The sequence below is a fragment of the Paenibacillus sp. J22R232 genome (genome assembly GCF_056269165.1).
Genome location: NZ_JBWDNK010000023.1, coordinates 38,731 through 61,720, shown reverse-complemented (window position 1 = coordinate 61,720; position 22,990 = coordinate 38,731). Strand labels below are relative to the sequence as shown.

At 49.8% G+C, this 22,990-nt stretch carries 22 protein-coding genes; 2 read left to right on the top strand and 20 right to left on the bottom strand.

Features of this window, described 5'->3' with window-relative positions; all coding sequences use genetic code 11:
- Positions 1–171: 171 nt before the first annotated feature.
- From AC0YN3_RS31155 to AC0YN3_RS31095, 13 genes are all read right to left on the bottom strand, one after another.
- Complete coding sequence (locus AC0YN3_RS31155; RefSeq protein ID WP_475778771.1) at positions 172–2,148, bottom strand: glycoside hydrolase family 127 protein; 1,977 nt, start codon at positions 2,146–2,148, stop codon at positions 172–174.
- Positions 2,149–2,175: 27 nt separating this feature from the next.
- Entirely contained in the window at positions 2,176–3,027 is an 852-nt protein-coding gene (locus tag AC0YN3_RS31150) for a carbohydrate ABC transporter permease (RefSeq protein ID WP_475778770.1), read from the bottom strand.
- Positions 3,028–3,031: 4 nt separating this feature from the next.
- Complete coding sequence (locus AC0YN3_RS31145; RefSeq protein ID WP_475778769.1) at positions 3,032–3,967, bottom strand: carbohydrate ABC transporter permease; 936 nt, start codon at positions 3,965–3,967, stop codon at positions 3,032–3,034.
- Positions 3,968–4,077: 110 nt separating this feature from the next.
- The gene (locus AC0YN3_RS31140) at positions 4,078–5,433 is read right to left on the bottom strand and encodes an ABC transporter substrate-binding protein (protein ID WP_475778768.1); all 1,356 of its coding nucleotides are present in this window, start codon (positions 5,431–5,433) and stop codon (positions 4,078–4,080) included.
- A 119-nt stretch (positions 5,434–5,552) separates the two neighbouring features.
- The gene (locus AC0YN3_RS31135) at positions 5,553–6,590 is read right to left on the bottom strand and encodes a LacI family DNA-binding transcriptional regulator (RefSeq protein WP_475778767.1); all 1,038 of its coding nucleotides are present in this window, start codon (positions 6,588–6,590) and stop codon (positions 5,553–5,555) included.
- A gap of 141 nt (positions 6,591–6,731) precedes the next feature.
- Positions 6,732–8,612: a molecular chaperone HtpG gene (gene htpG, locus AC0YN3_RS31130; RefSeq protein WP_475778766.1), complete on the bottom strand. Its 1,881-nt coding sequence runs from the start codon at positions 8,610–8,612 to the stop codon at positions 6,732–6,734.
- A 239-nt stretch (positions 8,613–8,851) separates the two neighbouring features.
- The gene (locus AC0YN3_RS31125) at positions 8,852–9,910 is read right to left on the bottom strand and encodes a polysaccharide pyruvyl transferase family protein (protein ID WP_475778765.1); all 1,059 of its coding nucleotides are present in this window, start codon (positions 9,908–9,910) and stop codon (positions 8,852–8,854) included.
- Between the two features lie 13 nt (positions 9,911–9,923).
- Positions 9,924–11,048, bottom strand: coding sequence for a glycosyltransferase (locus AC0YN3_RS31120; protein WP_475778764.1), 1,125 nt, complete (start codon positions 11,046–11,048; stop codon positions 9,924–9,926).
- Between the two features lie 6 nt (positions 11,049–11,054).
- Positions 11,055–11,756, bottom strand: coding sequence for a glycosyltransferase family 2 protein (locus AC0YN3_RS31115; protein ID WP_475778763.1), 702 nt, complete (start codon positions 11,754–11,756; stop codon positions 11,055–11,057).
- Positions 11,732–12,607, bottom strand: coding sequence for a glycosyltransferase family 2 protein (locus AC0YN3_RS31110; protein ID WP_475778762.1), 876 nt, complete (start codon positions 12,605–12,607; stop codon positions 11,732–11,734). The genes AC0YN3_RS31115 and AC0YN3_RS31110 overlap by 25 nt, the downstream gene beginning before the upstream one ends.
- The gene (locus AC0YN3_RS31105) at positions 12,591–12,791 is read right to left on the bottom strand and encodes a hypothetical protein (RefSeq protein WP_475778761.1); all 201 of its coding nucleotides are present in this window, start codon (positions 12,789–12,791) and stop codon (positions 12,591–12,593) included. Before AC0YN3_RS31105 ends, AC0YN3_RS31110 begins: the two co-directional genes overlap by 17 nt.
- 309 nt (positions 12,792–13,100) lie before the next feature.
- The gene (locus AC0YN3_RS31100) at positions 13,101–13,226 is read right to left on the bottom strand and encodes a hypothetical protein (protein ID WP_475778760.1); all 126 of its coding nucleotides are present in this window, start codon (positions 13,224–13,226) and stop codon (positions 13,101–13,103) included.
- 107 nt (positions 13,227–13,333) lie between these two features.
- Entirely contained in the window at positions 13,334–13,543 is a 210-nt protein-coding gene (locus AC0YN3_RS31095; RefSeq protein ID WP_475778759.1) for a hypothetical protein, read from the bottom strand.
- Positions 13,544–13,884: 341 nt separating this feature from the next.
- Between AC0YN3_RS31095 and AC0YN3_RS31090 the strand changes: the two genes are divergently transcribed.
- On the top strand, positions 13,885–14,331 hold the full coding sequence (locus AC0YN3_RS31090) for a tellurite resistance TerB family protein (protein ID WP_475778758.1): 447 nt from the start codon (positions 13,885–13,887) through the stop codon (positions 14,329–14,331).
- Between the two features lie 206 nt (positions 14,332–14,537).
- Here the strand turns inward: AC0YN3_RS31090 and AC0YN3_RS31085 are convergent, their stop codons facing one another.
- From AC0YN3_RS31085 to AC0YN3_RS31060, 6 genes are all read right to left on the bottom strand, one after another.
- A complete protein-coding gene (locus AC0YN3_RS31085; RefSeq protein WP_475778778.1) occupies positions 14,538–15,128 on the bottom strand; it encodes a thymidine kinase in 591 nt (196 codons plus the stop codon).
- A gap of 53 nt (positions 15,129–15,181) precedes the next feature.
- Positions 15,182–15,751 carry a hypothetical protein gene (locus AC0YN3_RS31080; RefSeq protein ID WP_475778757.1) on the bottom strand — a complete coding sequence of 190 codons (570 nt, stop codon included), beginning with the start codon at positions 15,749–15,751 and terminating at the stop codon, positions 15,182–15,184.
- Between the two features lie 306 nt (positions 15,752–16,057).
- Positions 16,058–17,152, bottom strand: a complete 1,095-nt coding sequence (locus AC0YN3_RS31075) for a toxic anion resistance protein (RefSeq protein WP_475778756.1) — start codon at positions 17,150–17,152, stop codon at positions 16,058–16,060.
- 18 nt (positions 17,153–17,170) lie between these two features.
- Positions 17,171–17,863 (bottom strand): hypothetical protein, encoded by a 693-nt coding sequence (locus tag AC0YN3_RS31070; RefSeq protein WP_475778755.1) that lies wholly within the window; start codon positions 17,861–17,863, stop codon positions 17,171–17,173.
- 203 nt (positions 17,864–18,066) lie between these two features.
- Positions 18,067–18,534, bottom strand: a complete 468-nt coding sequence (locus AC0YN3_RS31065) for an SRPBCC family protein (protein ID WP_475778754.1) — start codon at positions 18,532–18,534, stop codon at positions 18,067–18,069.
- Between the two features lie 384 nt (positions 18,535–18,918).
- Positions 18,919–19,755, bottom strand: a complete 837-nt coding sequence (locus tag AC0YN3_RS31060; RefSeq protein ID WP_475778753.1) for an imm11 family protein — start codon at positions 19,753–19,755, stop codon at positions 18,919–18,921.
- Between the two features lie 297 nt (positions 19,756–20,052).
- Here AC0YN3_RS31060 and AC0YN3_RS31055 point away from each other — a divergent pair, with 297 nt between their 5' ends.
- Complete coding sequence (locus AC0YN3_RS31055; RefSeq protein WP_475778752.1) at positions 20,053–20,376, top strand: hypothetical protein; 324 nt, start codon at positions 20,053–20,055, stop codon at positions 20,374–20,376.
- A gap of 161 nt (positions 20,377–20,537) precedes the next feature.
- Here the strand turns inward: AC0YN3_RS31055 and AC0YN3_RS31050 are convergent, their stop codons facing one another.
- A complete protein-coding gene (locus AC0YN3_RS31050; protein ID WP_475778751.1) occupies positions 20,538–22,898 on the bottom strand; it encodes a PAS domain S-box protein in 2,361 nt (786 codons plus the stop codon).
- Positions 22,899–22,990: the final 92 nt, after the last annotated feature.

The window sequence follows — 22,990 nt, the reverse complement described above, 5'->3', positions numbered from 1 at the left end:
GCGATGATCCACGCATTGCCGCTACTACCACTCCCCTTCTCGAGCACATGGAAAGCAGCCTCACCTCCTCTCATTCCTGTACCGCGCCCAAAGACCCCTATCTAGCGTAGCCATGCTTTCCAAAAAAGCTGCTGCTAAACATAGGGGTCTTGAACATGAAGTCATGTATTTCTAGTTCGTGCTTTTAATCCATACGGACATTTCACCCGGCTCGCGGTTAGCCCATGCAAAATAAGGAATGAACCTCAACTCCGTTTCTTCCGTCGTCCACTCTGCGTCCCGCCGGTACAGCTCCTCCTGCCAATGCTTCGATTCGTAGCGCTCGCCGGTGCCCGTAATGACCTGCATGCCGCCAAGCAAATCCGTATCAAAGGTGCTGGACAGCTCGCTAGACGCCGGCAGGCTTAGCTGGAACAGCTGGCCCCCGTTATCGGCTTCCTCTAAGCAATAGACGAACGGTCCGCGCTGCAGCGCCACCTTGCCCGCGTTTTGGCGAATAAGCGGATGTCCCTGCATGCGCAGGATAGGCATCTCAAAAGCGATAGCAACCGTATCCCCCGTTTGCCATGCTCTCTTAAGCTTGATGTAGCCGTTATGGATGTCCGCATCATTAACATGGTATTCGGCTCCGTTTACTTGGATCGAGGCAGCGCCGCTCCAGTCCGGAAGCCGCAGCGCCAGCGTGAACGCCGTTTCCTGCGGAACGGTGATTTGAAAGCTCACCTTTCCGTCCCACGCATAATGCGATTGCTGCTCTAGTTTAACTTCCGTGCCTCTGATATCCAGCTCAGCCGTGCCGCCGATATACAAATGCGCGTAAATCTCCTCGCCTCTGACGCTGTAGACATATTGCCCTAGCGAGGCAAGCAGCCTTGCAATATTGGGAGGACAGCATGCACAGCCGAACCAGCCCTGCCTTTGCGGCTGCACATGGTCATAATTTTTGTTTTTGCCGAGTACCGGAGGGTATACCTCTAAAGGGTTAACATAGAAGAACTGCTTGCCGTCACGCGACATCCCGCTGACTACCGTATTGTAAAGCGCCCGCTCTAGCACATTCGCATATTCGCTGTCAGGCTCAATCTGCAGCATTCGCTGCGCAAAGAATATAAGTCCAATGGATGCGCAGGTTTCCGCGTATACCGTATCATTCGGCAGATCGTAATCCTGCGTAAAGGCTTCTCCCTGCGCCATCGAGCCGATCGCGCCCGTGAGATACATACGCTTGGAGACGATGCTGCTCCACAGTCTTCTGCAGGCAGCGAGCAAAGCCTCGTCCCCCGTCTCCGCCGCAATGTCCGCCATCGCGGTACACATATAAACGACGCGCACGGCATGTCCGACTGCCTGGTCTTGCTCCCGTACGGGAAGATGCGCTTGGCTGTATTCCAAGTCGGTCGCGATAGACAATTGCGGGAAATGAACCGTTTTACCCCGATTCTCCCACTCCTGCTCGTAGAAGTTAGGCTCCGCTCCCCGTTGATTCAGGAAATAGCGGCTGAGCTCCAAGTATTTTCTCTCGCCTGTGGCGTGATACAGCTTTACCAGCGCAAGCTCGATTTCCTGATGGCCGTCATAGCCGTGAAGCTTGCCCGGCTCCGATCCGAAGACATCGTCGATATAATCCGCAAACCGGCAGGCAACATCGAGTATGGCGTTTTTGCCCGTGGCTTTGGAATAGGCAACGGCCGCCTCGATCAAATGGCCTGCACAGTACAGCTCATGGCATTCCGCCAAATTTGTCCAGCGCTGATCCTTTTCTTTAATGGTGAAATACGTGTTGACGTAGCCATCAGGCTGCTGAGCCTTAGCGATTAGGGCAACAACCTCATCCGCTACTTTCTCTAACTCCGGATCAGGCTCCGTCTCCAGCAGGTAACCTACGGCTTCCAGCCACTTGGCCACGTCGCTGTCTTGGAATACCATGCCATAGAATGAGCCCTGCTCCACGCCTGCTGCTATCTTGAAGTTTTTAATCGCATGGCTCGGTTCAGCCTCTTCGACCCGGTCATTCAGTACCTCCCATTGGTAAGGCACGACAACCTCCCGTACCAATCGGATATATTCGGACCAGAAATCGTCGCTTATGCTCACCTTCCCAACGCCCGATGGCGCTGTTCGTGAATGGTTTTGGTTTTGTTTGATCATGCCTCTCTCTCCCTCTTCTTTCTATCGTTATCCCTTTACGCCGCCTACCGTCAGCCCTTCTATGAAGAAGCGCTGGAAGAACAGGAACAGCAGCAATATGGGCAAAATGGTCAGTATGGAGCCAGCTAGCAGCACCTCGTAATTGTTGCTGGTTGGCGAGAGCAAGCCTGCAAGACCGATCGGCAGCGTAAACTTCTCTGTTGATCGCAATACGATGACAGGCCATAAGAAATTGTTCCAGCTGAACAGCGCTTGCAGGATCGTCATGGCCCCGTAAGCGGGAAGCATGAGCGGTACCATAATCCGCAAGAAAATGCCCATTTCCGTGCAGCCGTCGATTCTGCCTGCATCCATAAAGTCTTTGGGCAGGCCCATGGCGAATTGGCGGAAGAAAAAGATCGGCAGTGGCGCCACAACAAAGGGCAGGATAACGCCCCAGATGGAATTAATAATCAACAAGTCAATGGATAGCTTATATAGCGGCAATATAATGATCTCTACCGGAATCATCATAACGGCCAGCACAAGCGTAAATACGAGCGTTCTCCCTTTGAAGCTGTACATGGCAAGTCCGTAACCTACCATCGAGGATAAGAATAAGCATAGAAAAGTGAACACGGCCGTAATGACTAGACTATTGCGATACCAATCAAAGAAGTTTTGGGAGCCTCCTTTGCCGCTGAAGATCGCTTTGTAATTCGCCCAGGTCATCACATCGAAGTCCAGACGAACGTTCAGCCCGTAACGAAACAGCTCAGAGGCTGGCTTGATTGAAGCCAGAAATAATGCAAACAAAGGGAATAACGCCATAATGGACAATGCCGTAAATAAGACGATTAACAATAAGGAGGGTAATTTCCCGGACCGCTTCTCTACCATCTCGCTAGTCCTCCTTCTTAAAAAATCCGAGCACGTTCAGCTGCAGCATGCTGACCAGCAGCGTAATCGCGAGCAGCGTAATACCGATCGTGGAGCCGAAGCCCAGATCGAAATATTGGAATCCCTGCTGATAAATGTAGCCAACCATCGTCAAACCGATATTTTGCGGTGATCCTCTGCTCCCCCACAGCATAAAGCTCTCGGTAAACATCGCATAGCCGCCGTAAATGGTAATGGTAAATACGTATATCGTGATTGGACGCAATAACGGGACCGTTATTCTCAGAAACTTGCCCATCGTGCCTGCCCCGTCTATGTCCGCCGACTCGTACAGCTCGCGCGGAATGCTCTGCAGCGCGGACAGGAAATACAGAATGTTGATGCCTGCCCACCGCCAGGTGGCGAGAACGACTAAAGCAAGCATGCTCAGCGATGAGCTCAGCAGCCATTTCTGGCTGTCGAAGCCAAACCATTTAATGAAAGAGTTCATAATCGCGCCGTCCAGCTCGCTGAAGATTAGGCGGAATATAATGCCCGCCACGACAATCGAGGTAAGCGCCGGGATAAATAGGCTTGCTCTAAAGAAGTTTCGTGCGCGCATAAGCTTCGCATTCAGAAACACCGCGAGCAGCAGCGGCAGCGGAATGAGCACGAGCAGCGTCCAGAACGTATACCTTGTGCTATTAAGCAGCGCTTTGTAGAAATCGGGATTAAGCAGCTTCTTGTAATTATCGAGCCCGATAAAAGCCACATCGCCGGGAAGCACCCGCTGGAAGCTCATCATAATGGCATTCACTAACGGATACGAGAAGAAGATGAGAAACGATAAAATAAACGGCAGAATAAATAGGTAGGGCGCCAGCTTTTGCCCGTTGAATCTTCTAGTCTTGAAGGTGCCGCCGCCTTGCTGCCCTTTTGGGGCATGTTTACCGGCATTCATAATTGCCTCACTCCTACGCAATCTGTTGCAGCGTGTGGCCCGCATGACGTCTTCCTCTCGAATGCAAGCCATGCCGGCCATTGCTGCACGATCTGTTTAACTACATATGATTACTGTCCCGTATCCTTGCGGAGAGCCTCCGCTGCTTTCTTAATAACCGTCTCTGGGTCTTCGCCGAATTGAAAGATCTTAGGCACGATCTCATTGCGGACCACGTCGAATACCTTCGGCGACGTCTCACGGATATTAACCGGATAGATCTCATCCTTGATCTCAGTCAGCGTTGCGAAAATATCCGTACCGAAGTAGTCGGTGAATTTATTAGGCTCTGACATTGCCGGATCGCTCCATACCTCTGTACGGATCGGATCCATGCCAAGCTGCTTCCATACTTGAATGTTGCCTTCTTTGGACAGCTTCGCATACGCGAGGAACTTCTTTGAAAGCTCCAATGCTTTGGTTTGGTTCGTAATCGACAGCCCCGTACCGCCCATGCCCGCGGAGCGGTTGCCGCCTGCTTCCCATGCCGGCATCGGACGAATAACCATTTTGCCTTTCAGATCCGGCATTTCATCCGTGAAGCGGTTCATAAACCAGAATGGCATGAACACCGCAGCGGCTCCACCGGCATTCATGAATGCTTTGTACTCCGGCGTATCATGGCCTACGCCTGGCGATACAGCCGCGATTTTCTCATCGACCAGCTTCTTAAAGAAGCTCATCGCTTGAATATTGCGCGGATCATCCACAGTAATCTCGCCGTTTGGACCCACTTGATCGGATTTCATTTGGTTGATCGCCGGCCACCATGACCAGTTGCCCGCGCCCTCGAACGTAATGAACGGCACGCCTGTTTTCTCTGCAACGGTTTTGCCTAAAGTCTCTACATCGCTCCACAGCTTGATATCATCCGGGTTAACGCCCGCTTTATCCATCAGCTCTTTGTTGTAATACATGACCGTTGCCCCTACATGAAGGTCAACGCCGTAATATTTGCCGTCTTTGCTATAGATATCTACGCGCGACTTCACGATGTTCGGAATTTCCGGCTCTACGATGTCGTTCAGCTCTGCCAGTTGAACATTGCCCTTCATGTAGTTCGGAAATTTGCTTTGCTCGATATCTACCAAATCCGGCGCCCCTTCACCTGACTGGAGAGCCAGCAGCAAGCGCGTGTGCATATCATCGTACGGAATGTTTTGCGCATCCAGCTCGATCTGTTGGTCAGGATTGCCCTTGTTCCATTCCGCTGCCATAAAGTTATAGAAGTCGGCATGCTGCTGAACAAAGGTCCATAAAGTGAGCTTCGTCGGATCTGCCGCTGGCGATGCTTCTGTTGCCTCCGTTTCGGCAGGCGCTGCTGTTGGACTTGCATTCGTCCCGCTATTGTTGTTGCCCCCGCATGCTGTTAATGCCGTAGTAAGAAATAAAGTCAGTGCCGTTAATGCGATCCCCGTCTTGCGCATTCCATCATCCCCCGAATCGATTTTTATATGCTCAATCCTATTGGATTATAGCCCTGAGTAAGGTAAGCGTTTTCAGCATAAATCTAAACGTTTAGATTGTTTCTTAAAAAAAAAGGTTTTCACCTTTTGGGCGGAGCCACTGAATCTCTCTCAATTAACCTGCACATCGGTTTCGGGCTAATGCCGGCTTCTTCACCTTGCAGTATGCGGGATAAGGCTTCCATCGCCTGATAGCCAATCTCGTGAAGCGGCAAATCCATCGTCGTAATTCGCGGCATTAAATACTCACTGAATTCCCGGTTGTCAAAGCCGATCAAGGACAGCTGCTTCGGAATCGATACGCCCATTTCCGAAGCAGCCCGCAGGACGCCTACCGCCATTACGTCGTTCATGGAGAGGATTGCCGTCGGCGGCACCGGTAGCGAGAGCAATTCCTTCGTTAGACGATAGCCCGATTCCGCCTCCCAATCGCCCATTTTGATAAAGGATGGATCGAATGGCAGTTGAAACTCCGTTACTGCTTTATAAAATCCGTTAAACCGCAACCTCGACGGGATGGAATCCATGACTCCGCTTATGATTGCAATACGGGAATGACCCTTTTCTACCAGATAGCTCATAGCCTCGTAAGACGCCTGCTCGTCATCATATTGAATGGACAAATCATTCTGCGTGTAGCAGTACGTATACACGATGGGCTTTCCATCTGTATCGCAAAGTCCCGTTAAATCACGGGGATGAACGCCGATGTAGATAATGCCTTCCACTTGCTTGCTCAGCAGCTCCGATACCGCGTTCTCCGCATATTGCCGATAAGTGTCCATGTCGTCGAAGCTTCTTCCGATTCGTTTGTCCAGCCTGAGGTTCGTTAGCAAAATATGCATATCAAGCCTATCCGCACAATCGTTAATGCCATCAATAATTTCCGGAACGTTAAACACGGTTACGTCTTCGGCGATAACGCCGATCGTGTTCGTTCGCCTGCGTTTCAGGCTTTGAGCTGCATTATTCGGCTTGTAATTCATCTCTTCAATGACCTGAAGCACACGCTCGCGTGTTTTTTGCCTCACGTTTCGTGTCCCGTTCAATACGTAGGATACTGTCGCTGTAGATACCTGAGCCTTCGCGGCGATGTCTTTAATGCTTATGTTTGGCAAGCGAGCACCCCTTTTATTTAAACGTTTAGATTTTGTATAATTTGGTTATATCATAAGATGCCTATTTCTTGCAAGCGCTTTTTTTCTAACGGATATAGAAACGGAAAAACCCGGAGGATACTCCTCCGGGCCGACTTGCAACTAAACCATAACTTTGCAGATATCATTCGTGAAGGATACCGGATCTTGAATCGGCAAGCCTTCGATTAGCAACGCTTGATTGTAAAGCAAGCTCGTATAAAGGCTAAGCTTTGCCTGGTCTTTTCCATGGGCATCCTTAAGCGCTGCGAAGATTTCATGGTTCACGTTAATTTCAAGTACCTTATCCGCTTTTACATCCTGGCTGTTCGGCATCGCCTTCAAGATTTTTTCCATCTCGATCGTAACCTCGCCTTCGGTGGAGAGGCACACCGGATGCGATTTCAGGCGTTTCGACGCTTTTACCGCCTTTACTTTATCCTGCAGGATGTCCTTCATTTGCTCGAACAGCTCCTTGTGCAGCTCCTGCTCTTCGGCTGTTTCCTTGTCCTTCTCGTCAGCTTCAATGCCAAGATCGCCGCTTGAAACGGACTTGAATTCCTTATCCTTATATTTGGCTACGACCTTGATCGCGAACTCATCGATATCGTCCGTGAAATAAAGAATTTCGAAGCCTTTGTCGGAGACCATCTCGGTCTGCGGCAACCGCTCGATACGCTCGATCGACTCGCCGGATGCGTAATAGATATATTTTTGATCCTCGCCCATTCTCGACACGTACTCATCAAGCGTAACAAGCTGCTTTTCTTTGGAGGAATGGAACAGCAGCAGATCCTGCAGCACGTCTTTGTTAGCGCCGTAATCGTTGTACACGCCGAACTTCAGCTGTCTGCCGAAGCCTTTGTAGAACGTCTCGTATTTCTCGCGCTCATCCTTTAGAATACCGAGCAGCGCGCTTTTGATTTTGCTGTTAATATTTTTGGCGATCAGCTTCAGCTGGCGGTCATGCTGCAGCATCTCGCGCGAGATGTTGAGCGATAGGTCCTCGGAATCAACCATCCCTTTGACGAAGCTGAAATAATCCGGGAGCAGGTCCGAGCATTTATCCATAATAAGCACGCCATTCGAATATAGCTCCAGCCCTTTCTCATATTCCTTCGTATAGTAATCAAACGGCGTATTCTCGGGAATATAGAGGATCGCGTTGTAGACAACCGCTCCGTCCGCGCTAATATGTAGATGCTTGATTGGTTTATCGAAGCCATAGCGCTTCTCGAAGTAGAACTGGTCGTAGTCCTCCTGCGTCAGCTCGTTTTTGTTTTTGCGCCAGATCGGTACCATGCTGTTGACGGTTTGCTCTTCCTGGTACTCCTCGAATTCGTTGTCAGCGCCTTCTTTCGGACGCTGGCCTTTCACATCCATTTTAATCGGATAACGGATGAAATCGGAATATTTCTTAATAATCGATCTCAGGCGGTATTCTTCCAGGTATTCGTCATATTGGTCGTCCTCGGTGTTTTCCTTGATGTTCAATACGATTTCGGTGCCTGCCGTTGCTTTCTCGGCCGGCTCGATCGTATAACCGTCTGCGCCTGTCGATTCCCATTTGAACGCTTCTTCGCTGCCGAAAGCCTTCGTCGTGACGGTAACAACGTCCGCTACCATGAACGCGGAGTAGAAGCCTACGCCGAACTGGCCGATAATGTTGTGGCCGTCCTTCAGCTCGTTTTCCTTCTTGAATGCAAACGAGCCGCTCTTCGCGATAACGCCGAGGTTATTCTCGAGCTCCTCCTTTGACATCCCGATGCCTGTATCTGTAATCGTCAGCGTGCGGCTCTCTTTGTCAGCCACCACTTTGACATAATAGTCCTCTTTGTTGAATACTAATTGCTCATCCGTTAGTGCTTTGTAATACAGCTTGTCAATCGCATCGCTTGCATTCGAGATCAGCTCTCTCAGGAAGATTTCGCGCTGCGTATAAATGGAGTTAATCATCATTTCCAGCAATCGTTTCGATTCTGCTTTGAACTGTTTTTTGGACATGGATAGATCCCCTTTCCATTCGTTGGTTATTTAATCAATATGGATTCGTGACAGGCAGGCCTCGTTGGCCTTCTGCTATTAACCGTCACCCTCTATATTAGCACTCAAACTCTCTGAGTGCTAATCCCTCTTTGTATATATCACAAACTATTTTTCGATGTCAACCTGATTTGTCAAAAATCACTATAAAAAGAAGCCGCCTGCAGGCCGTTTAGCCGCGGGCAGCTTCTATTTCTTGCTTAGAGCAGCCCTTCCTCGAAAGGCCTTTTCAGCTGCTCGCGATACCGGCTTTGATAGGCATAGAACCGCTCGCGGATCGTATTCCGTTCTTTCTCGATTTTACCTGCCCTGTCCATGATGCTCGCACAAAGCTGCGCGTCTCCGGTTGAGAGTACGTAATCGGAAAGATCGACGGATAAACCAAAATCAACGCACTTGAAGCGATATCCGAGACAGATGAACGGAACGCCGGCAGCTGCCGATATATAACTCGCGTGCAGCTTGAAGTTGATGGTGAACGCATACCCCTTTAATTTCTCAAGCAGGTCCTCGTGATGATGCAGCTCAAGGTCAAGCTCGACGTTCTGAGGATCTCCGAGCTTCGCGTACAGCCGCTTGCATGCCTCTCGATCCGGCCCCCATACCGAGAAAATGTTAACCCGGTAGCCCTGCGCAATCAACAGCCGCAAAGCTTCAATTAGATGCTGCTCTACCTTCTCCTCGTTCCCGCCAAAAATCCGGTTATAGGCCGTTCCCCAGTTCACGCCGATCGTTCTGCTTCGCTTCGAGGCGCTGAGCGGGGAAGGAGCAGGAAGCAGAAAGGCTGGATCTCCGCTTATGACAGCATGCTTGGGAGAGACGCCGGAATCTTCGAGAAACTGATAGGACAGCGGGCCGCGGACGCCAAAGAAATCGGATAATTTCGCCAGCTCCGCCAGCTTTTCATTCGTTCCGGCATGCTCGGCCGCGTAGGCTAGGTTAGCCTCTGCCTTGCCGGTCGTGTCCAGCGCGGGAAACTCCTGACGGTCGTGCCCGCTTCCCCAGACGATTACTTTCTTTTTTTTCAGCGCCGCCTGGTAAGCAACGTCGATATAGCCTGGAATAAGCAGCGACCCCCCACCCAGCACAACCGTATCGTAAGGCCCGGGATTGCGTATGTCCACGCCTGGGATCGAAGGGATCACATCGTATTTCTTATCCGGCAGATACGCCCTGCACAAATCGCGGAACAAGAGCCACATCAGCTCATCACCCACGTTGTTGAATCCAATCCAGCCTACATACAATATCCTTTTCATAGCGTACCGCCCTTCACTGTGTTTTGCCGATTGCCGCGCGATATACGTCTGCCACTTGTTGAATATTGGAATCGATATGGAATTCCTGCTCTACCCAGCGCCGCCCATCCGAGCCTAGCGAACGCAGCCATGCAAGGTCCCGGCAGCCATGCCCAATCTCGCTGGCAAACAAATACCGGGAATAGGCTGCATTTGAACCGTGGTCTCCAAAATAATGCGCCCATGCCTGCTCGTAGCTGCCTGGCTCGACCCATCCGAAGTAACCGTGGTTGCCGATAGCGAGAACCGGTTTGCCGCATGCCATCGCCTCCAGCGCGACACGTCCCGTTCCGACTACAATATCCGCTGCGTTATAATACTTGCCCATGTGCGCTTGTTTGCCAAGGACATGGATAAACTTACGGCCGCTCTCCTCCTCGATGAACGAAGCTAGCGCTTTGATCGCTTCAAGCTTGGGTCCGTCACCGACGACGACAAGCTCCAGCCGATGCCAGCCGTAACGATGAAGATCCTTCATCGCCCGCAGAAGCGTTTCGCATGCGGTTGCTTTTCCCCATGCCAGCCTGCTTGCATAGACGAGGACGATCGCCTCCTCTGATATGCCCAGCTCGGAGCGCAGGCCCGAGCTTGGGGCGGGATAAAATTCCGACAAATCGATGCCGTTCGGCACAACCGTCGAGGGAAAGCCAAGCCGCTGCGCATAGCTTTGAACGGGCGCGCTTACGCTAATAACCGCTTGCGAGAGCTTCATCAGCGATCTCGCGCTGCTCTGCGGGTAATACGTGCCGTGCGCTGTGAACACGATAGCGATTCCCAGCTCGCTGGCTGCCCCGGCTGCGAGCAAGCCGGAGGGTGTCTGATGGACATGCACGCAATTCACCTCGCGCACCCGAAGCACCTCCTGCAGAGCGGCTAACCGCTGTGCCTGCTCGGACATGCCAAGCGGCTCGAAGTCAAAAAGAAAGACGGGACAGCCTGCCTCCTCGAACTGAGGACGCATAAGCCCGTCTGCCGAGATCAGCGTCACGCGCTGACCCATTCGAATCAAAGCTTTGGCCAAACTTAGTACATGCGTTTCCGTGCCGCCGGCATCCATACTGTCTAGAGCCATCAACACGGATAACCGCGAGCTCTCCATTTCGCTTCACTCCTTATGGGGATAATAGGCCAGCGAGCGCTGGCTCGCATGCCGCCTGTAGTAGTAGAGAACTTCAGGAATGTTCGCAATCTGATCTTTGTTGTGCAGAAATTTGACAATGAATTCGTAATCCTCTGCGCCGACGATTCGGCGGCTTAACCCCCCTATCAGGTCAAAGGCAGCACCTTTGAACATAATCGTGCCATGGCACACGCAGTGCCCGCCATTTTGGTATACCTTGCGAATATCCTCGCCGTAGCGAAGCCATTTCGCCTGCTCGAATACTCGTTTATCCTCGTCCGCTGCATCCTCAAACGTCGCATAGCTCGTTCCGACCAATACGATCTCAGGGTGATTCCTCAAGTAGGAGACTTGCTTCTCGAGGCGCTGCGGGTGAGAGAAGTCGTCAGCATCCTGCACGGCAATAAACTCTCCTCGCGCGACGAACAGACCTGTCGTTACCGCCCCGGAGAACCCCATGTTTCTCGGCATCCGTACGAGGACAAACGCTTCGGTACCCGCTAGTCCATTTTCCTCGCACCAAGCCTGTACGACATCTACCGACCGATCCGTCGAAGCGTCGTCGACGAATACGATTTCCGTATTTACATAAGACTGCTGCTTCAAGCTGTTTAAGCATTCAATTAAATAGGCTGCCCGATTATAGTTGGTCATCACGATGCTCACTTTGCCTGGTTCGCGCTGCATCCTATCTCTCCTTCCGATTGCCTTCTGCTATGAACGGCATGCAGTGCCTCCAGATGATCGCCGATAATTTGCATCGCCGCATGCGAATGCTCCGTCCCTGCCTTGCCGTGCTTATGGGGACGGTAGCGATTCAGCCGATCTACCTCGACCGTATGCACCGGCTTGATGCTTAGCCCCGCAAGCATGCCGAGCGCATAAGCCTTTGGCGGGCATAACAGCGCCGACCAATGAATCGCTTCAAGCGCCTTCCTATTCATGGCGAACGGAATCGGCACCAGCGATGCATTCTTCAAATCGCTTCGGCCAAGCGCCGTGTTGAGCGCCGCCTTCAAAGCCGTCACCGCATGCCAGGGCATACGCATGCCGAGGTGGTGATCAAGCCGGTTTACGGCCAAATCACAAGCCTCCAGTACCGCGCTGCAAAAAGGGACCAGCTCGCCCCAAGGGATATAGAAGTCGCTGTCCAGAAACAGCAGCGCATCTCCAGAGGCCGCATAAGCCCCAATTGCACGGCCGACGTCCGTACCGAGCGGCTCTTGGTAGACGATGGTCGCTGCGCCGAGCTGCTTCGCTATTACTTCCGTCTGGTCCGTGCTGCCGTTCACGACAACGATAATCTCAATCGGAGACAGCTGCTTGGCTTCCAGTATGACGCGCCCGATTGTCCTTTCCTCGTTCCGAGCCGGAATAATAACGGACAAGCGCTGCTGGCTGCCGATTCTTTTGCCGCTTTGGGAGAAATCCATACCCTGCCCGATTGGCGGCAATGCGGCGGGCGTCTTCATCAGCAGCTCGACTAGATCGCGTCTACGGCCATCATCCGTGCACCCTTGCCTATAAAACACGCACATATACGATAACTCTGGAACGGATTAACACGTCATCGGTTCCGCCATATCCCGGTACGCTTAACGCTTGGACCACAACATAGGAGAAGCCCACTGAAAGGAGAACTCCTGCAATGACTTCGCCATTTGCGAGGACAACCTCTACGTCTCTGCCTTGGTACGAGAGCAACTTAAAATAAAAGGACACATGATCAACTCCTATCGTTAGATACCCTCATCGTATTCGAGAGTTTGATAGAGTGAACGGCTGACGACTATTTTGAAAAACTTTTCATAGAATAAGCGTTTGATTGGCCATGTCTCTTCTGCTGCCGCACAACTAAGCATACAAGCGTAAACGGCTGTCGCCGTCCTCTGTGGCAAAAGCAGCCGTTTCGCAGAGATAGATAAGCACATTTATTTGTGAAATCATATAAATGCTTATATATTAAAAAAATAAGCTGTCACCGCTTGGCATCATGCCTGCGGGACAGCTTATTTCCGTAAGTCGATTACGTTATTTGTAATAAATCGCGTACATAATGACGGCTGCTTCCGCTCGCATTGTGAAGCCCAGCGGGTTAAGCTTCGAGCCGTCACCCTTCACGATGCCGTTCGCCGCAAGCAGCGCAGCGCCTGCCAATGCTCACGCGTGCTGTCCTGCTGCTTGCCATTCGGGAAGGAGCCTCCGCCGCTCAGTACCGAGCCGATAAAATATTGCTTAACCTCCTCCGGTGAAATATTGCCCTTCTAGGGCTGTATCATTTGACCCGCGCGTTCCTCAATTGTCATTCTTGCAAGCAAATCCGCTGCCCGAATCTCCACGCTTTTGGACGGATCCAGGTAAGCGGGAAGTCCTCCCGCTGGCTGTGCCAATGGCGCCGCGCCAACCGGAAAAAGGCTCGTCATTAGCGATACGACCACTAGCATTGCCGTCATCATCGACATCTTTCTGTTCAAGCCAAACCCTCCTCGAAACTTTAATAGCCGTCTCCCGTACCCGCCATTCCATGTTCTTAGAACCGCACAGACGTGATTATCTACAAGTATAAAATTGATAAGGGTTTGAAAATATGGCGCATTCTTGCGATTATGTGCGTTCTTTTTCAGCATTTTGCAATTGATTTCAAAATGATCTCCACTCCCTTCATCCACAAATCTAGGCACATCCATCACCGTCGGACGTCGGCACAACAACCTGCGCAAAAACAGACTTATTTCCTCAAAATTTGCTAATTACCCCCAAATGAAATTACAATAGAGGTACAACCTAAAATATCCGCTCAGGGAGGCTGAACAAAATGAGTTCATTTACATCGTGGCTGTCCAATACGAAGCAGGGCTTGAATGACCAAGTCAAAAAGTTTAAAAACAAAGATTTTCTGGATGCAGTCGTTGCAGGCTGCGCCATCGTAGCTGGAGCAGACGGCTCCATTGATTCGAACGAGAAGCAAAAAATGACCGGCTACATCAGCCGCAGCGAAGAGCTTAAAGTGTTCAACATGACTGATGTCATCAACCGTTTCAACCATTTCGTAGGCAATATTGAGTTCGACGGCATGATCGGCAAGCAGGAAGCGCTTAAAGCGATTGAAAAATTCCGCAGCAAGCCTGAAGTTGGCCGTGTAATCGTCGGTGTATGCAGTGCCATTGGGGCTGCTGACGGTGATTTCGATCCTAGCGAGCAAGCCGCTGTCCGAGATATCTGTAACACACTGGGGCTCAATCCTAGCGAATTCAGCCTGTAACAGCGCCGAGGGGCTGTCCTAAACGGATAGCCCCTTAGTGGACAAGCCTATAACATGCAAAAGAACCTTCAACGCCACTAAAAGTGGAGCTGAAGGTTCTTTTGCGCTATATGCTGCGTAATTAGCGGGTATTGCATTTTCCAGAAATGACATTGGAGACTGCACTTTCGTTTGCTGTTTCGTTTTCAGTTTCAGCCAAGTACCTGCTAAGACTTGCGGAATGCCTCATTGTAGCATCGCCTGCACACCGGCTTGTAGTCCTCATTGCCGCCGATCTGAATCTGCTCGCCCGCATTCATTGGCTGACCGTCGCGAAAACGAATAACCATTGTCGCCTTTCGGTCGCAGAACCAGCAGATCGTCTTAATTTCCTCGATCTTGTCTGCCTGCACGAGCAGGTTGTAGCTGCCTTCGAACAGCTGGTTCTGGAAATCATTTTTGAGACCAAACGCCATAACCGGTATGTTCAGCTCATCGACGACTGCCGTCAGCTCCAGAATGTGATGCTTCTTCAAAAATTGCGCCTCGTCAATCAGTACGCAATAAATGTTGGAAGGCGCCGCAGCCGCGACAAACTCCTTCACGCTCTCATAAAGGTTGGTGTCCGCCTGAACCGGAATCGCCTCCCGTTCAAAGCCGACACGGGAGCCGACGCGGTCAACGCCTCCTCTTGCGCTGACGGAGGGCGAATAAATAAGCACTTGCTTGCCCTGCTCCTCGTAATTATGGGCCACCTTGATAATTTCAAATGACTTGCCGCTGTTCATCGTACCGTATTTGTAATAAAGCTGTGCCAATCCAATCTCCTCCACAAACAGTCAATGCTCCTATTATACAGGAAGCGGCACCGTTATTGAATCGCGAGAAGTCTTGACTTCGCTTCACCGTAGGTTTTGACGATTTGTTGGATTTTTTGAAACTCGGGATCGGTTGGTCCTAAGTCTGCCATAAACATCCGATGCAAAATTTGATTGTACATGTTTTGGCGCGACTCTATCAGCTTGACCTCCATGCCGATCAAGTCTTCCAGATCATTATCCTCTATTAATCGACTGATATCGATAGGTTCACTGCCGGAGGAAGATGGCTGCTCGTCAAAAATCCGATCGGAGCCCCTTCTGATCCGGGGAAGCTCCTCATATTCCACTTCCGGCTCCGGCTGCTGGCCGAGCGGAATGGACGTATTCAGCTCAGAGATCATAATGCCCTCCTTGGCAAGCATGACCTGGAACGGACGATGCTGAATGAGATCGGCAATAACGAGCCTGCTCATATCCTTGTTGCGGATCAGGGATGAATCGAACGGATGCAGCACCCACTGCTCGTCGCGATTGAACAGATTGAAGGTGAACCATTCTCCCCCGTATATAAATCTGATATTGATATTCGATTCCGATATAATTTCATAGGTAAATTCCACGTGGCATACCTCCGATCCATCAGTATAATTTTTTTCCATTATACCAAATCAGAGATAGGCGTAACCAGTCGTTACCGCATATCCTGCAAAATCGCTTCCGTTCTCTCCGAGCTTGCGACGACAATCAAGACGATAAGAAGCGTTGCCAAAGCAATACCGCTAATCATAACAGGATCACCTCATTTTTTCTTTAAAGCTATGCAGGCGATTCCCTATATATGCACGTACCGCGTGGGCCTAGCCCTCCCAAAACAAAATAGACGAGCCCCTTGAGGACTCGTCCATTCCGCTATTTTTAGAAGATGCTTATTCCAAAAAACCTTTGGCCGCATGAGTTGGAAGCTCGCGCTGGCTCGCTCCGGCACCCGCTTGGATGCCTAGGCGCTGTCCAACCTTTTGATTGATTTGGGTCATCTTTTCCGTTTGCTGCGAAACGGTTTGAATAATTTGGCGGTTGGAGTTCTCGTATTTGTCCATTGCTGAGAATAAATCCGTCATCGCCCGTTCCACGAGCTCCATGCTCATTGCCGGCTTGGTCAACGCTTGGTTCGCTCGCTCGCTTGTTTCGTTCAGCAGGCGCGCATTCTCGGCAAATTGATTGCCCAGCATCTCGTTCGTTGAATTAACCGCTTCAATCGCTTTCATCTGATCGTCAATCGCGCTGGCAATAAGCACGGATACCGACATCAGATGCTGCGTTTTATCAATCGAGCTGTCGAGCGCATCCATCAGCTTGTCATTCGTATCATTAATAATATCCGTAGCGGCAATAGCCTGTTGATAAAGCATAATCATTTCCGTATACGTCTGAAGCTTCGTTACGACCTTGCGAAGCCCACGCTCCAAATGCGATTTCCGATGGTCATTCTCCGGCTTCGCAATTTCATCCTCGAACATTTTCTTGAGACGGTTGCCGTATTCGACCAATAGTTGGAGGTCATACACATTGTCCAAGCTGCTGCGCTTTAAGTTGCGCATATGAACGACGTTTTCCTCCAGATTGTCGCGTCCGTCCCGCAATGATTTGACGATAACCTGCACATTCGACTTGGCCGACTGATATTTATAAATATAGTTTTTCATCGGCGCCTTGCGCATGAGCTTCTGTACGAGCGTCAGCTGCTTGCTCCGGCTTAAATCCTCTACCTCGCTGCGCAGCTTAAGCATATTGTTCGCAACCTCGGACCGCTTGCCCGACATGAGATCGGAGAGCGGACGCTCCAGCATCGTTAAGGTCTGTCCAGAGCGCTCCAGCGTCTTCTGTCCTTTTTTCGTTATTTCATCCATGAGCGAATCCAGATGCATCGCATCCGTAGTTGCGACCTTCTGCATCGTGACCTGTACTTCCTGTTCCAGCTTCTGGAGATCTTCATTTCTCAATTGGACGAGTTGTTGTGACATGGCTTGTTTCCCCCTTCATTAATCGGAAAGTCGATAACGTTGTTGAATCAATTCAGCCTTCGTACGCAGTTCCATCAGGTCCTTCTGCTCTATCGTTTTCGTGTAAAAAGTCAACTTCGAATCTACGTCCTTAATCCCATCGAGCAGAAGCCGCCTATTCTGGCGCTTCGCTTCACCGCTTAGCCTAAGGAACGGATTGATCGTCGAGTTCAGGTCCCTTCTCACCAGACGAACGATATTGTGGTTGATGCTGGCGTCCCCGAGCGCGACCAAATCCGGAATCAATCGGTTTAAGCGAGCCAGCAAAGCTAGCGTTTTCTGTACGATTTCATCATCTAAATTGTTTTGCTTGCCTTCGAGTAAAATCATGTCTTCGATAATGCCAATGTACTCCAAGGCAGAAGCCAGCTCGGGATCCGTAATAACCGGCGCGGCGTCTACGGCTGGAGCAGCCGGTACGGCTTGCGGTGCCGGAGCTACCGTTCCTGCATTCGTCTGCTGCAGCGGCGGGCTCTGCTGTCCCTGCTGGAGCTCTGGTCCTTGTGTCCGCTGATCGATTTCTTTCCTGCTGCGCTGTCTCAACGACAACGCGACAAGCAAACCGACCGCTGGTACGGCAATCGCTATATAAGGAGAAGTAACCCAATAAACAACAAGTCCTACGGCATAGCTGCCGGCTGCGATGCCTAAGGTTTTTTTCAAACCGCTCATTGCTGCACCTCCATTTCACTTGCACCCATCTAACTTTATATACGTTCGTTATGCTTAATTATCTCGTTTTTCTATCATAGAAGTCAATTTTTAAGAAACAAGCTCCGGCAATGATTATTCGACTATCCTATTCAAGAGGATGCACCGCTTAAAAATAAACGGCAGTCCCGATTTTTCGGTGAACTGCCGTATGATACCTTTATTTAACGTTGAACGTTGGCGTCAGGAGCCTTGTCCGGTACGAGGTTCAATATAATGCCATGCTCAAGCAGCGCTTTAAGGCCGCAAAGCACGATCATATATCCGCCCATGCCATCAATGGCCTGATTTACGACCTCATCCCCGTCACCCGTGAAGCCCGAGTTCGTAATCGTGACAAAGGCTTCGCTGGCTGCCCTCGCAGTAAACTGCCACTCGGTCAACGTATGATCCGACCATTCAAGCACTATACGTTTGTTTTGTTCGAATTCTTTTACAAAAACGTTATCCGATACCCCGTACATTTCCCAATCCCAGCGAATACATGCACCCTTTTCCAGTCTTCCGCTGCTCTTCGTGAACCAAAACTTTGTCGTAATGGCCGGATTAACAAACGCCTCGAATACTTCCTCAACTGGCTTGCGGATCAGCATGTCCGCTTTCACAATCGGTTCGTGATTTAGGATGATCATCTATCTATCTCCTTTTCGCAAAAGATTTCTTTCATTATAGCATAAGCAGAACGCAATACTTTCTCCTCCTGCACTCATCATACGCCGTAATGCCGTAGCGCTTTAAGCGCGCCTTTAACCGCCCACCACATTCTTTTTTCCATATTTTCAAATAGAACGGTGTATTTGCATTTGATATTTGCTTATGCCATTCGGAATATACCTCAAGCATCGCTTCAAGCAGAAGCCTGTTATACCATAACGGTGGATTTCTGCGTGGTAATGCATAGGAAGGATGAATCCACAGCTTCGCATAGTCTCTATGGTAATTGGATTTTCCTTTTAGATTTATCGTACAAGATCTTCGCTCCCAAACCAACCTATGTATTGCAATCGAATACCGTATCAGAAAATAAAAAACTTCTTTTTCGGTTTTTCCGCCACTCCCCAGACTAAACCTAAAATGATTGGTGGATAATAGATCGGATTGATCCATGAGTATGTACCATCGAGGTCTAAGCTCCCTAATAGAATCTCGTCCTTTTGATCGACCTTTAGCGCCCACTTGCCACTCAACACCAATTGCCCTTTATTTTTTTGCGCATACTTAACCGCTTTCCCGAACGGGAATGTCATCTGCAACGACCTGTCTACTTCCGTGCACATCGCTTTATGCTTTGATTCCTTCTCCTCCCATGAGAACTCAGAATCCCATATTTCAATAAGCTGATAGCCCTGAAGGTTCGCTTCCACCTTTGCCTTTAGCCTATCGGATATATAAATATTCGACATGACTTTATTCCCTTCGTGCATTTTAATTCGAAAAATATCATGGTCCTGTATGACCTCTTGACGTAAGGCGAGCTCTTCATAGTCCATCAATGTACCTGAGCCCGTACGTCTCATCTTTGAACCACTAGGGTCTACGGCATCCAAACCGTTTAACACGTTCATGACGAAGTATTCTCCATCGGGACAATCGAGAGGTAGATATTCAACGGGAAGATCGGAGAATTGCGAGAAAACTTCCATAGCTCGTTTTGTTACAGTAAGAGCCCCTCCAAATTGACCGAGTATATCTGCATGTTTATTTTTTCGATCCAATACCGCTTTATAGCTTGTCCACTCTTTAGATAGGGAAGCAATTTCCCTTATTCTTTCTCTGACTGCCTGAGTTTCTTCATACTCTACCAAATCCACCGTATCAAAGGCAGGATGATAATCTAACCACCATATTTTCAAGTCGAGCACTCCTTCGTTTTTCATCTTGCAATAGTTATATATTACCAGAATACGTATATAAATCGCTGTTTTTCTACGTATCTAATGCTTTTAACAACAAAGAAGAGACTGTCCTAACTGCGCGCTCCTATATCATCCATCTTCACTTTTTCTTCAATACCTCCATTCATGAACCGACTATATCACCCAATAAATAAAACCAAAATCCCGACCCCTGAATCCAATGAAGGGATTTTGTTAATAAAATTGAATAGAGTTAAACGTACGGTTCCTATCCACGGCTCTTAGGAGGTTTTAATGAAACGCGCATGGACGATATCGCTAATCGTTTTGGGATTATTACTCATTGTACTGGGTATGACACGTCCGGATGAGGACGACTATAAAGCGTGGCTTGCAGAGAAGCACGACATTTTATGCGAGGTTGGCGGTCCTGGCCAAATTCTGGTTTGCACGCGAGGCGAGCATGCGATCGAATGGCACTCTAAACATGTCCGATCTCTTCCATTCTATATGCAGGTAGAGGATAAATACTCCGAAGGCAATAAAGCGTTCACCATACGCGCATTCGGCATATTGAATAGCTTCTTTGATCAATCGGATTTTAACGCAGCGGATTGATCCCACAAAAGACTTAACTAAATTTTCTCGATTCCAATGAAAAGAGGTTCAGCCAGAAAGCGCTGGCTGAACCTCTCCTATGAAAGCGCAGGTTATTATAGTGTTTAAACACTAGCTCGTATGCAACACATACCACCCATAAACGATTCAGCTTTGTTGCATTAAGCCCAATGCTTTAACACACGCGTGACTTCATTTGCCCCCAATGGTTTGCAGATGTAATCATCCATTCCGGAAGCGAGGCATAGGTCGCGGTCTTCCTTCCGGGCTAATGCCGTTACTGCCACGATAACTGGACGCTTCGTTTTCCCTTGCAACTGCCGGATGGCAGCCGTTGCTTCCAATCCGTTTTTTCCTGGCATTTGCAAATCCATAAACACGATATCGAAATCCTCCCGCGCGACGGCCTTGACGGTTTCATCACCATCCTGGGCCAACTTAGGCTCATACCCAAATTTACGCAGCAAAGTGGTCAGCAAGAAACGGTTTACTGCATCATCATCCGCGATTAGGATGTTCAACGGCCCCTCATTCACTTTAGAATGAACGGCTGGCCACTTGCCAGTCTCGATTCCTTTCAGAGGCGAAAACAATGGCTCCTGAGCCGATTCTTTTTGAGTTGTCCGGAATGGCAGCGTGAAGCAAAAGGTAGAACCCACATTTTCGCGGCTTTTCACTCCGATTGTACCGCCCATCAGCTCCACCAGCTTCTTCGATATCGCAAGGCCTAGCCCGGTGCCCCCGTATTTTCGGTTCATCGCGGGGTGCAGCTGAGAAAAGGACTGAAAGAGAAGGTCGAGTTTGTCTTCTGGAATTCCTATTCCCGTATCCGTTACAAGGAACTGCAATACGCACTCGTTCGCATTACGGGTCGATAGCTTTTCTAATGTAAGCGATACTTCGCCTTGACTTGTAAATTTAACCGCGTTCCCGATGAGGTTCACCAGAACCTGGCGCAGCCTGCCGCCATCGCCGATCAGAGTGGACGGGATATGCTCCTCCAGCCGAAATGACAGACCGATGCCTTGATGCAATGCTCGGGGAGAGAAAAGCTCAATGGTACTTTGAAGCAGCGGCTCCAAATGGATGTCCTCCATATGCAGATCCAGCTTGCCCGCTTCAATCTGGCTAAAGTCAAGAATTTCGTTCAAAATCCGGAGCAGGGCGTAGCCGCTCTCTTTAATCGTCGCTGCATATACGCGCTGCTCTTCGGATAGCTCCGTTTCGATTAGAAGCTCCGTCATTCCGATAATCCCGTTCATCGGAGTACGTATCTCATGGCTCATCATGGCTAGAAATTCCGACTTCGCCCGGTCCGCTTTTTCCGCAGACTCCTTGGCACGCAGGATTTCCTTCTCCCCCGTAATGTCGCGGAAAACAACGACCGATCCTTTCAGCTCGCCTTTGTCCCACAGCGGTGCCGCATGATATTCCGCCAAAAACGTTGAACCGTCATTGCGCCAGAATATCGCTTCCGAATTGTAATGCGGCCTCCCTTCCCGAATGGCCTGAACCAACGGATGGTCATCGGTCGGCAGAGAGCGGCCTGAATGAACATTCTCTTCCTCCTTGAACCCGAGCATCTTTTCGCCGGCTGGATTCAGAAACATCATGTTCCCAAGAGAGTCTGTGCCGAGAATACCTTCGAAAACGGAATCTAAAATCAGTTTGTTTTGACCGCTGAGATTCTCGATATGTTCCAGATAACGTTGACGTTCCGTGATGTCGACCGTGATGCCATACACGCCGACGACCTCACCGTTTACAATAATGGGAACATTCGTAGAATTAATTTCTACAAGATGTCCGTTTTTGTGGATGATGGTAAGATCGTAGCTTTGCGGCTCGCCCTGTTTGGCCAAATTGAAATGGGTAAGGGTCTTATGCAAATCCTTTTGGTGCACGATTGGGCCCCAATACATGCCTATCAATTCCTCCAGCGTGTATCCGGTAATCTTCTCCAGATTAGCATTGGCCGTGAGGTAATCGCCGTCCAAATTCATCGAATATACGGCAGCCGGATTGTGGTCGAACAAAGATTTGTACCGCTGCTCGCTCTCCTGAACAAGCCGGTCCGCATAGATCGTATCCGTTATGTCCCGCGAAATGGCGATTATTTCTCCCAGGTTGCCTTGTTCATCAAACGAATACCGGATAGAAAACTCCAGCCACTTATATTGTCCGTCCTTATGGAGGCAGCGAGATTTCAGAATACGTCCTTCCGGGTCCCTATCGAATAAAAATTCCCGAACGTTGTCCCGATCTTCAGGATGCACAAGAGACATGCAGCTCATTCCGATCATCTCTTCGGGTTCATAACCCATCAGGTTCCGACAGCCCGGAGATGAATAGATGATAGTGGTGTCCTCTCCTGGCTTGATGAGGGAAATCCAATTCGGAGATATTTCCGTCAATTTACGGTGCCGTCGCTCGCTGTGCTTAAGTTCTTCTATCTGGGAACGCAAAGCGGCGATTTCATAGGCCTGTTGGGTAATGAAGGAATCGCGGGGATCATCCGCCATGCTTTTGCAGCTCCTCGCAGCTAGGTAAGTTTCCTAAGCTATATAAATTTATATTCTATATAGTACACGTTACAGTGGCGCTTTAAAACAGT

Bases quoted from the DNA above. Each gene is read 5' to 3' on its own strand.
- AC0YN3_RS31155 (WP_475778771.1), bottom strand. From the start codon at position 2,148: ATGATCAAACAAAACCAAAACCATTCACGAACAGCGCCATCGGGCGTT.
- AC0YN3_RS31145 (WP_475778769.1), bottom strand. From the start codon at position 3,967: ATGAATGCCGGTAAACATGCCCCAAAAGGGCAGCAAGGCGGCGGCACC.
- AC0YN3_RS31065 (WP_475778754.1), bottom strand. From the start codon at position 18,534: ATGATCATCCTAAATCACGAACCGATTGTGAAAGCGGACATGCTGATC.
- AC0YN3_RS31115 (WP_475778763.1), bottom strand. From the start codon at position 11,756: ATGCAGCGCGAACCAGGCAAAGTGAGCATCGTGATGACCAACTATAAT.
- AC0YN3_RS31070 (WP_475778755.1), bottom strand. From the start codon at position 17,863: ATGAGCGGTTTGAAAAAAACCTTAGGCATCGCAGCCGGCAGCTATGCC.
- AC0YN3_RS31125 (WP_475778765.1), bottom strand. From the start codon at position 9,910: ATGAAAAGGATATTGTATGTAGGCTGGATTGGATTCAACAACGTGGGT.
- AC0YN3_RS31055 (WP_475778752.1), top strand. From the start codon at position 20,053: ATGAAACGCGCATGGACGATATCGCTAATCGTTTTGGGATTATTACTC.
- AC0YN3_RS31150 (WP_475778770.1), bottom strand. From the start codon at position 3,027: ATGGTAGAGAAGCGGTCCGGGAAATTACCCTCCTTATTGTTAATCGTC.
- AC0YN3_RS31050 (WP_475778751.1), bottom strand. From the start codon at position 22,898: ATGGCGGATGATCCCCGCGATTCCTTCATTACCCAACAGGCCTATGAA.
- htpG (WP_475778766.1), bottom strand. From the start codon at position 8,612: ATGTCCAAAAAACAGTTCAAAGCAGAATCGAAACGATTGCTGGAAATG.
- AC0YN3_RS31075 (WP_475778756.1), bottom strand. From the start codon at position 17,152: ATGTCACAACAACTCGTCCAATTGAGAAATGAAGATCTCCAGAAGCTG.
- AC0YN3_RS31110 (WP_475778762.1), bottom strand. From the start codon at position 12,607: ATGTGCGTGTTTTATAGGCAAGGGTGCACGGATGATGGCCGTAGACGC.
- AC0YN3_RS31090 (WP_475778758.1), top strand. From the start codon at position 13,885: ATGAGTTCATTTACATCGTGGCTGTCCAATACGAAGCAGGGCTTGAAT.
- AC0YN3_RS31140 (WP_475778768.1), bottom strand. From the start codon at position 5,433: ATGCGCAAGACGGGGATCGCATTAACGGCACTGACTTTATTTCTTACT.
- AC0YN3_RS31120 (WP_475778764.1), bottom strand. From the start codon at position 11,048: ATGGAGAGCTCGCGGTTATCCGTGTTGATGGCTCTAGACAGTATGGAT.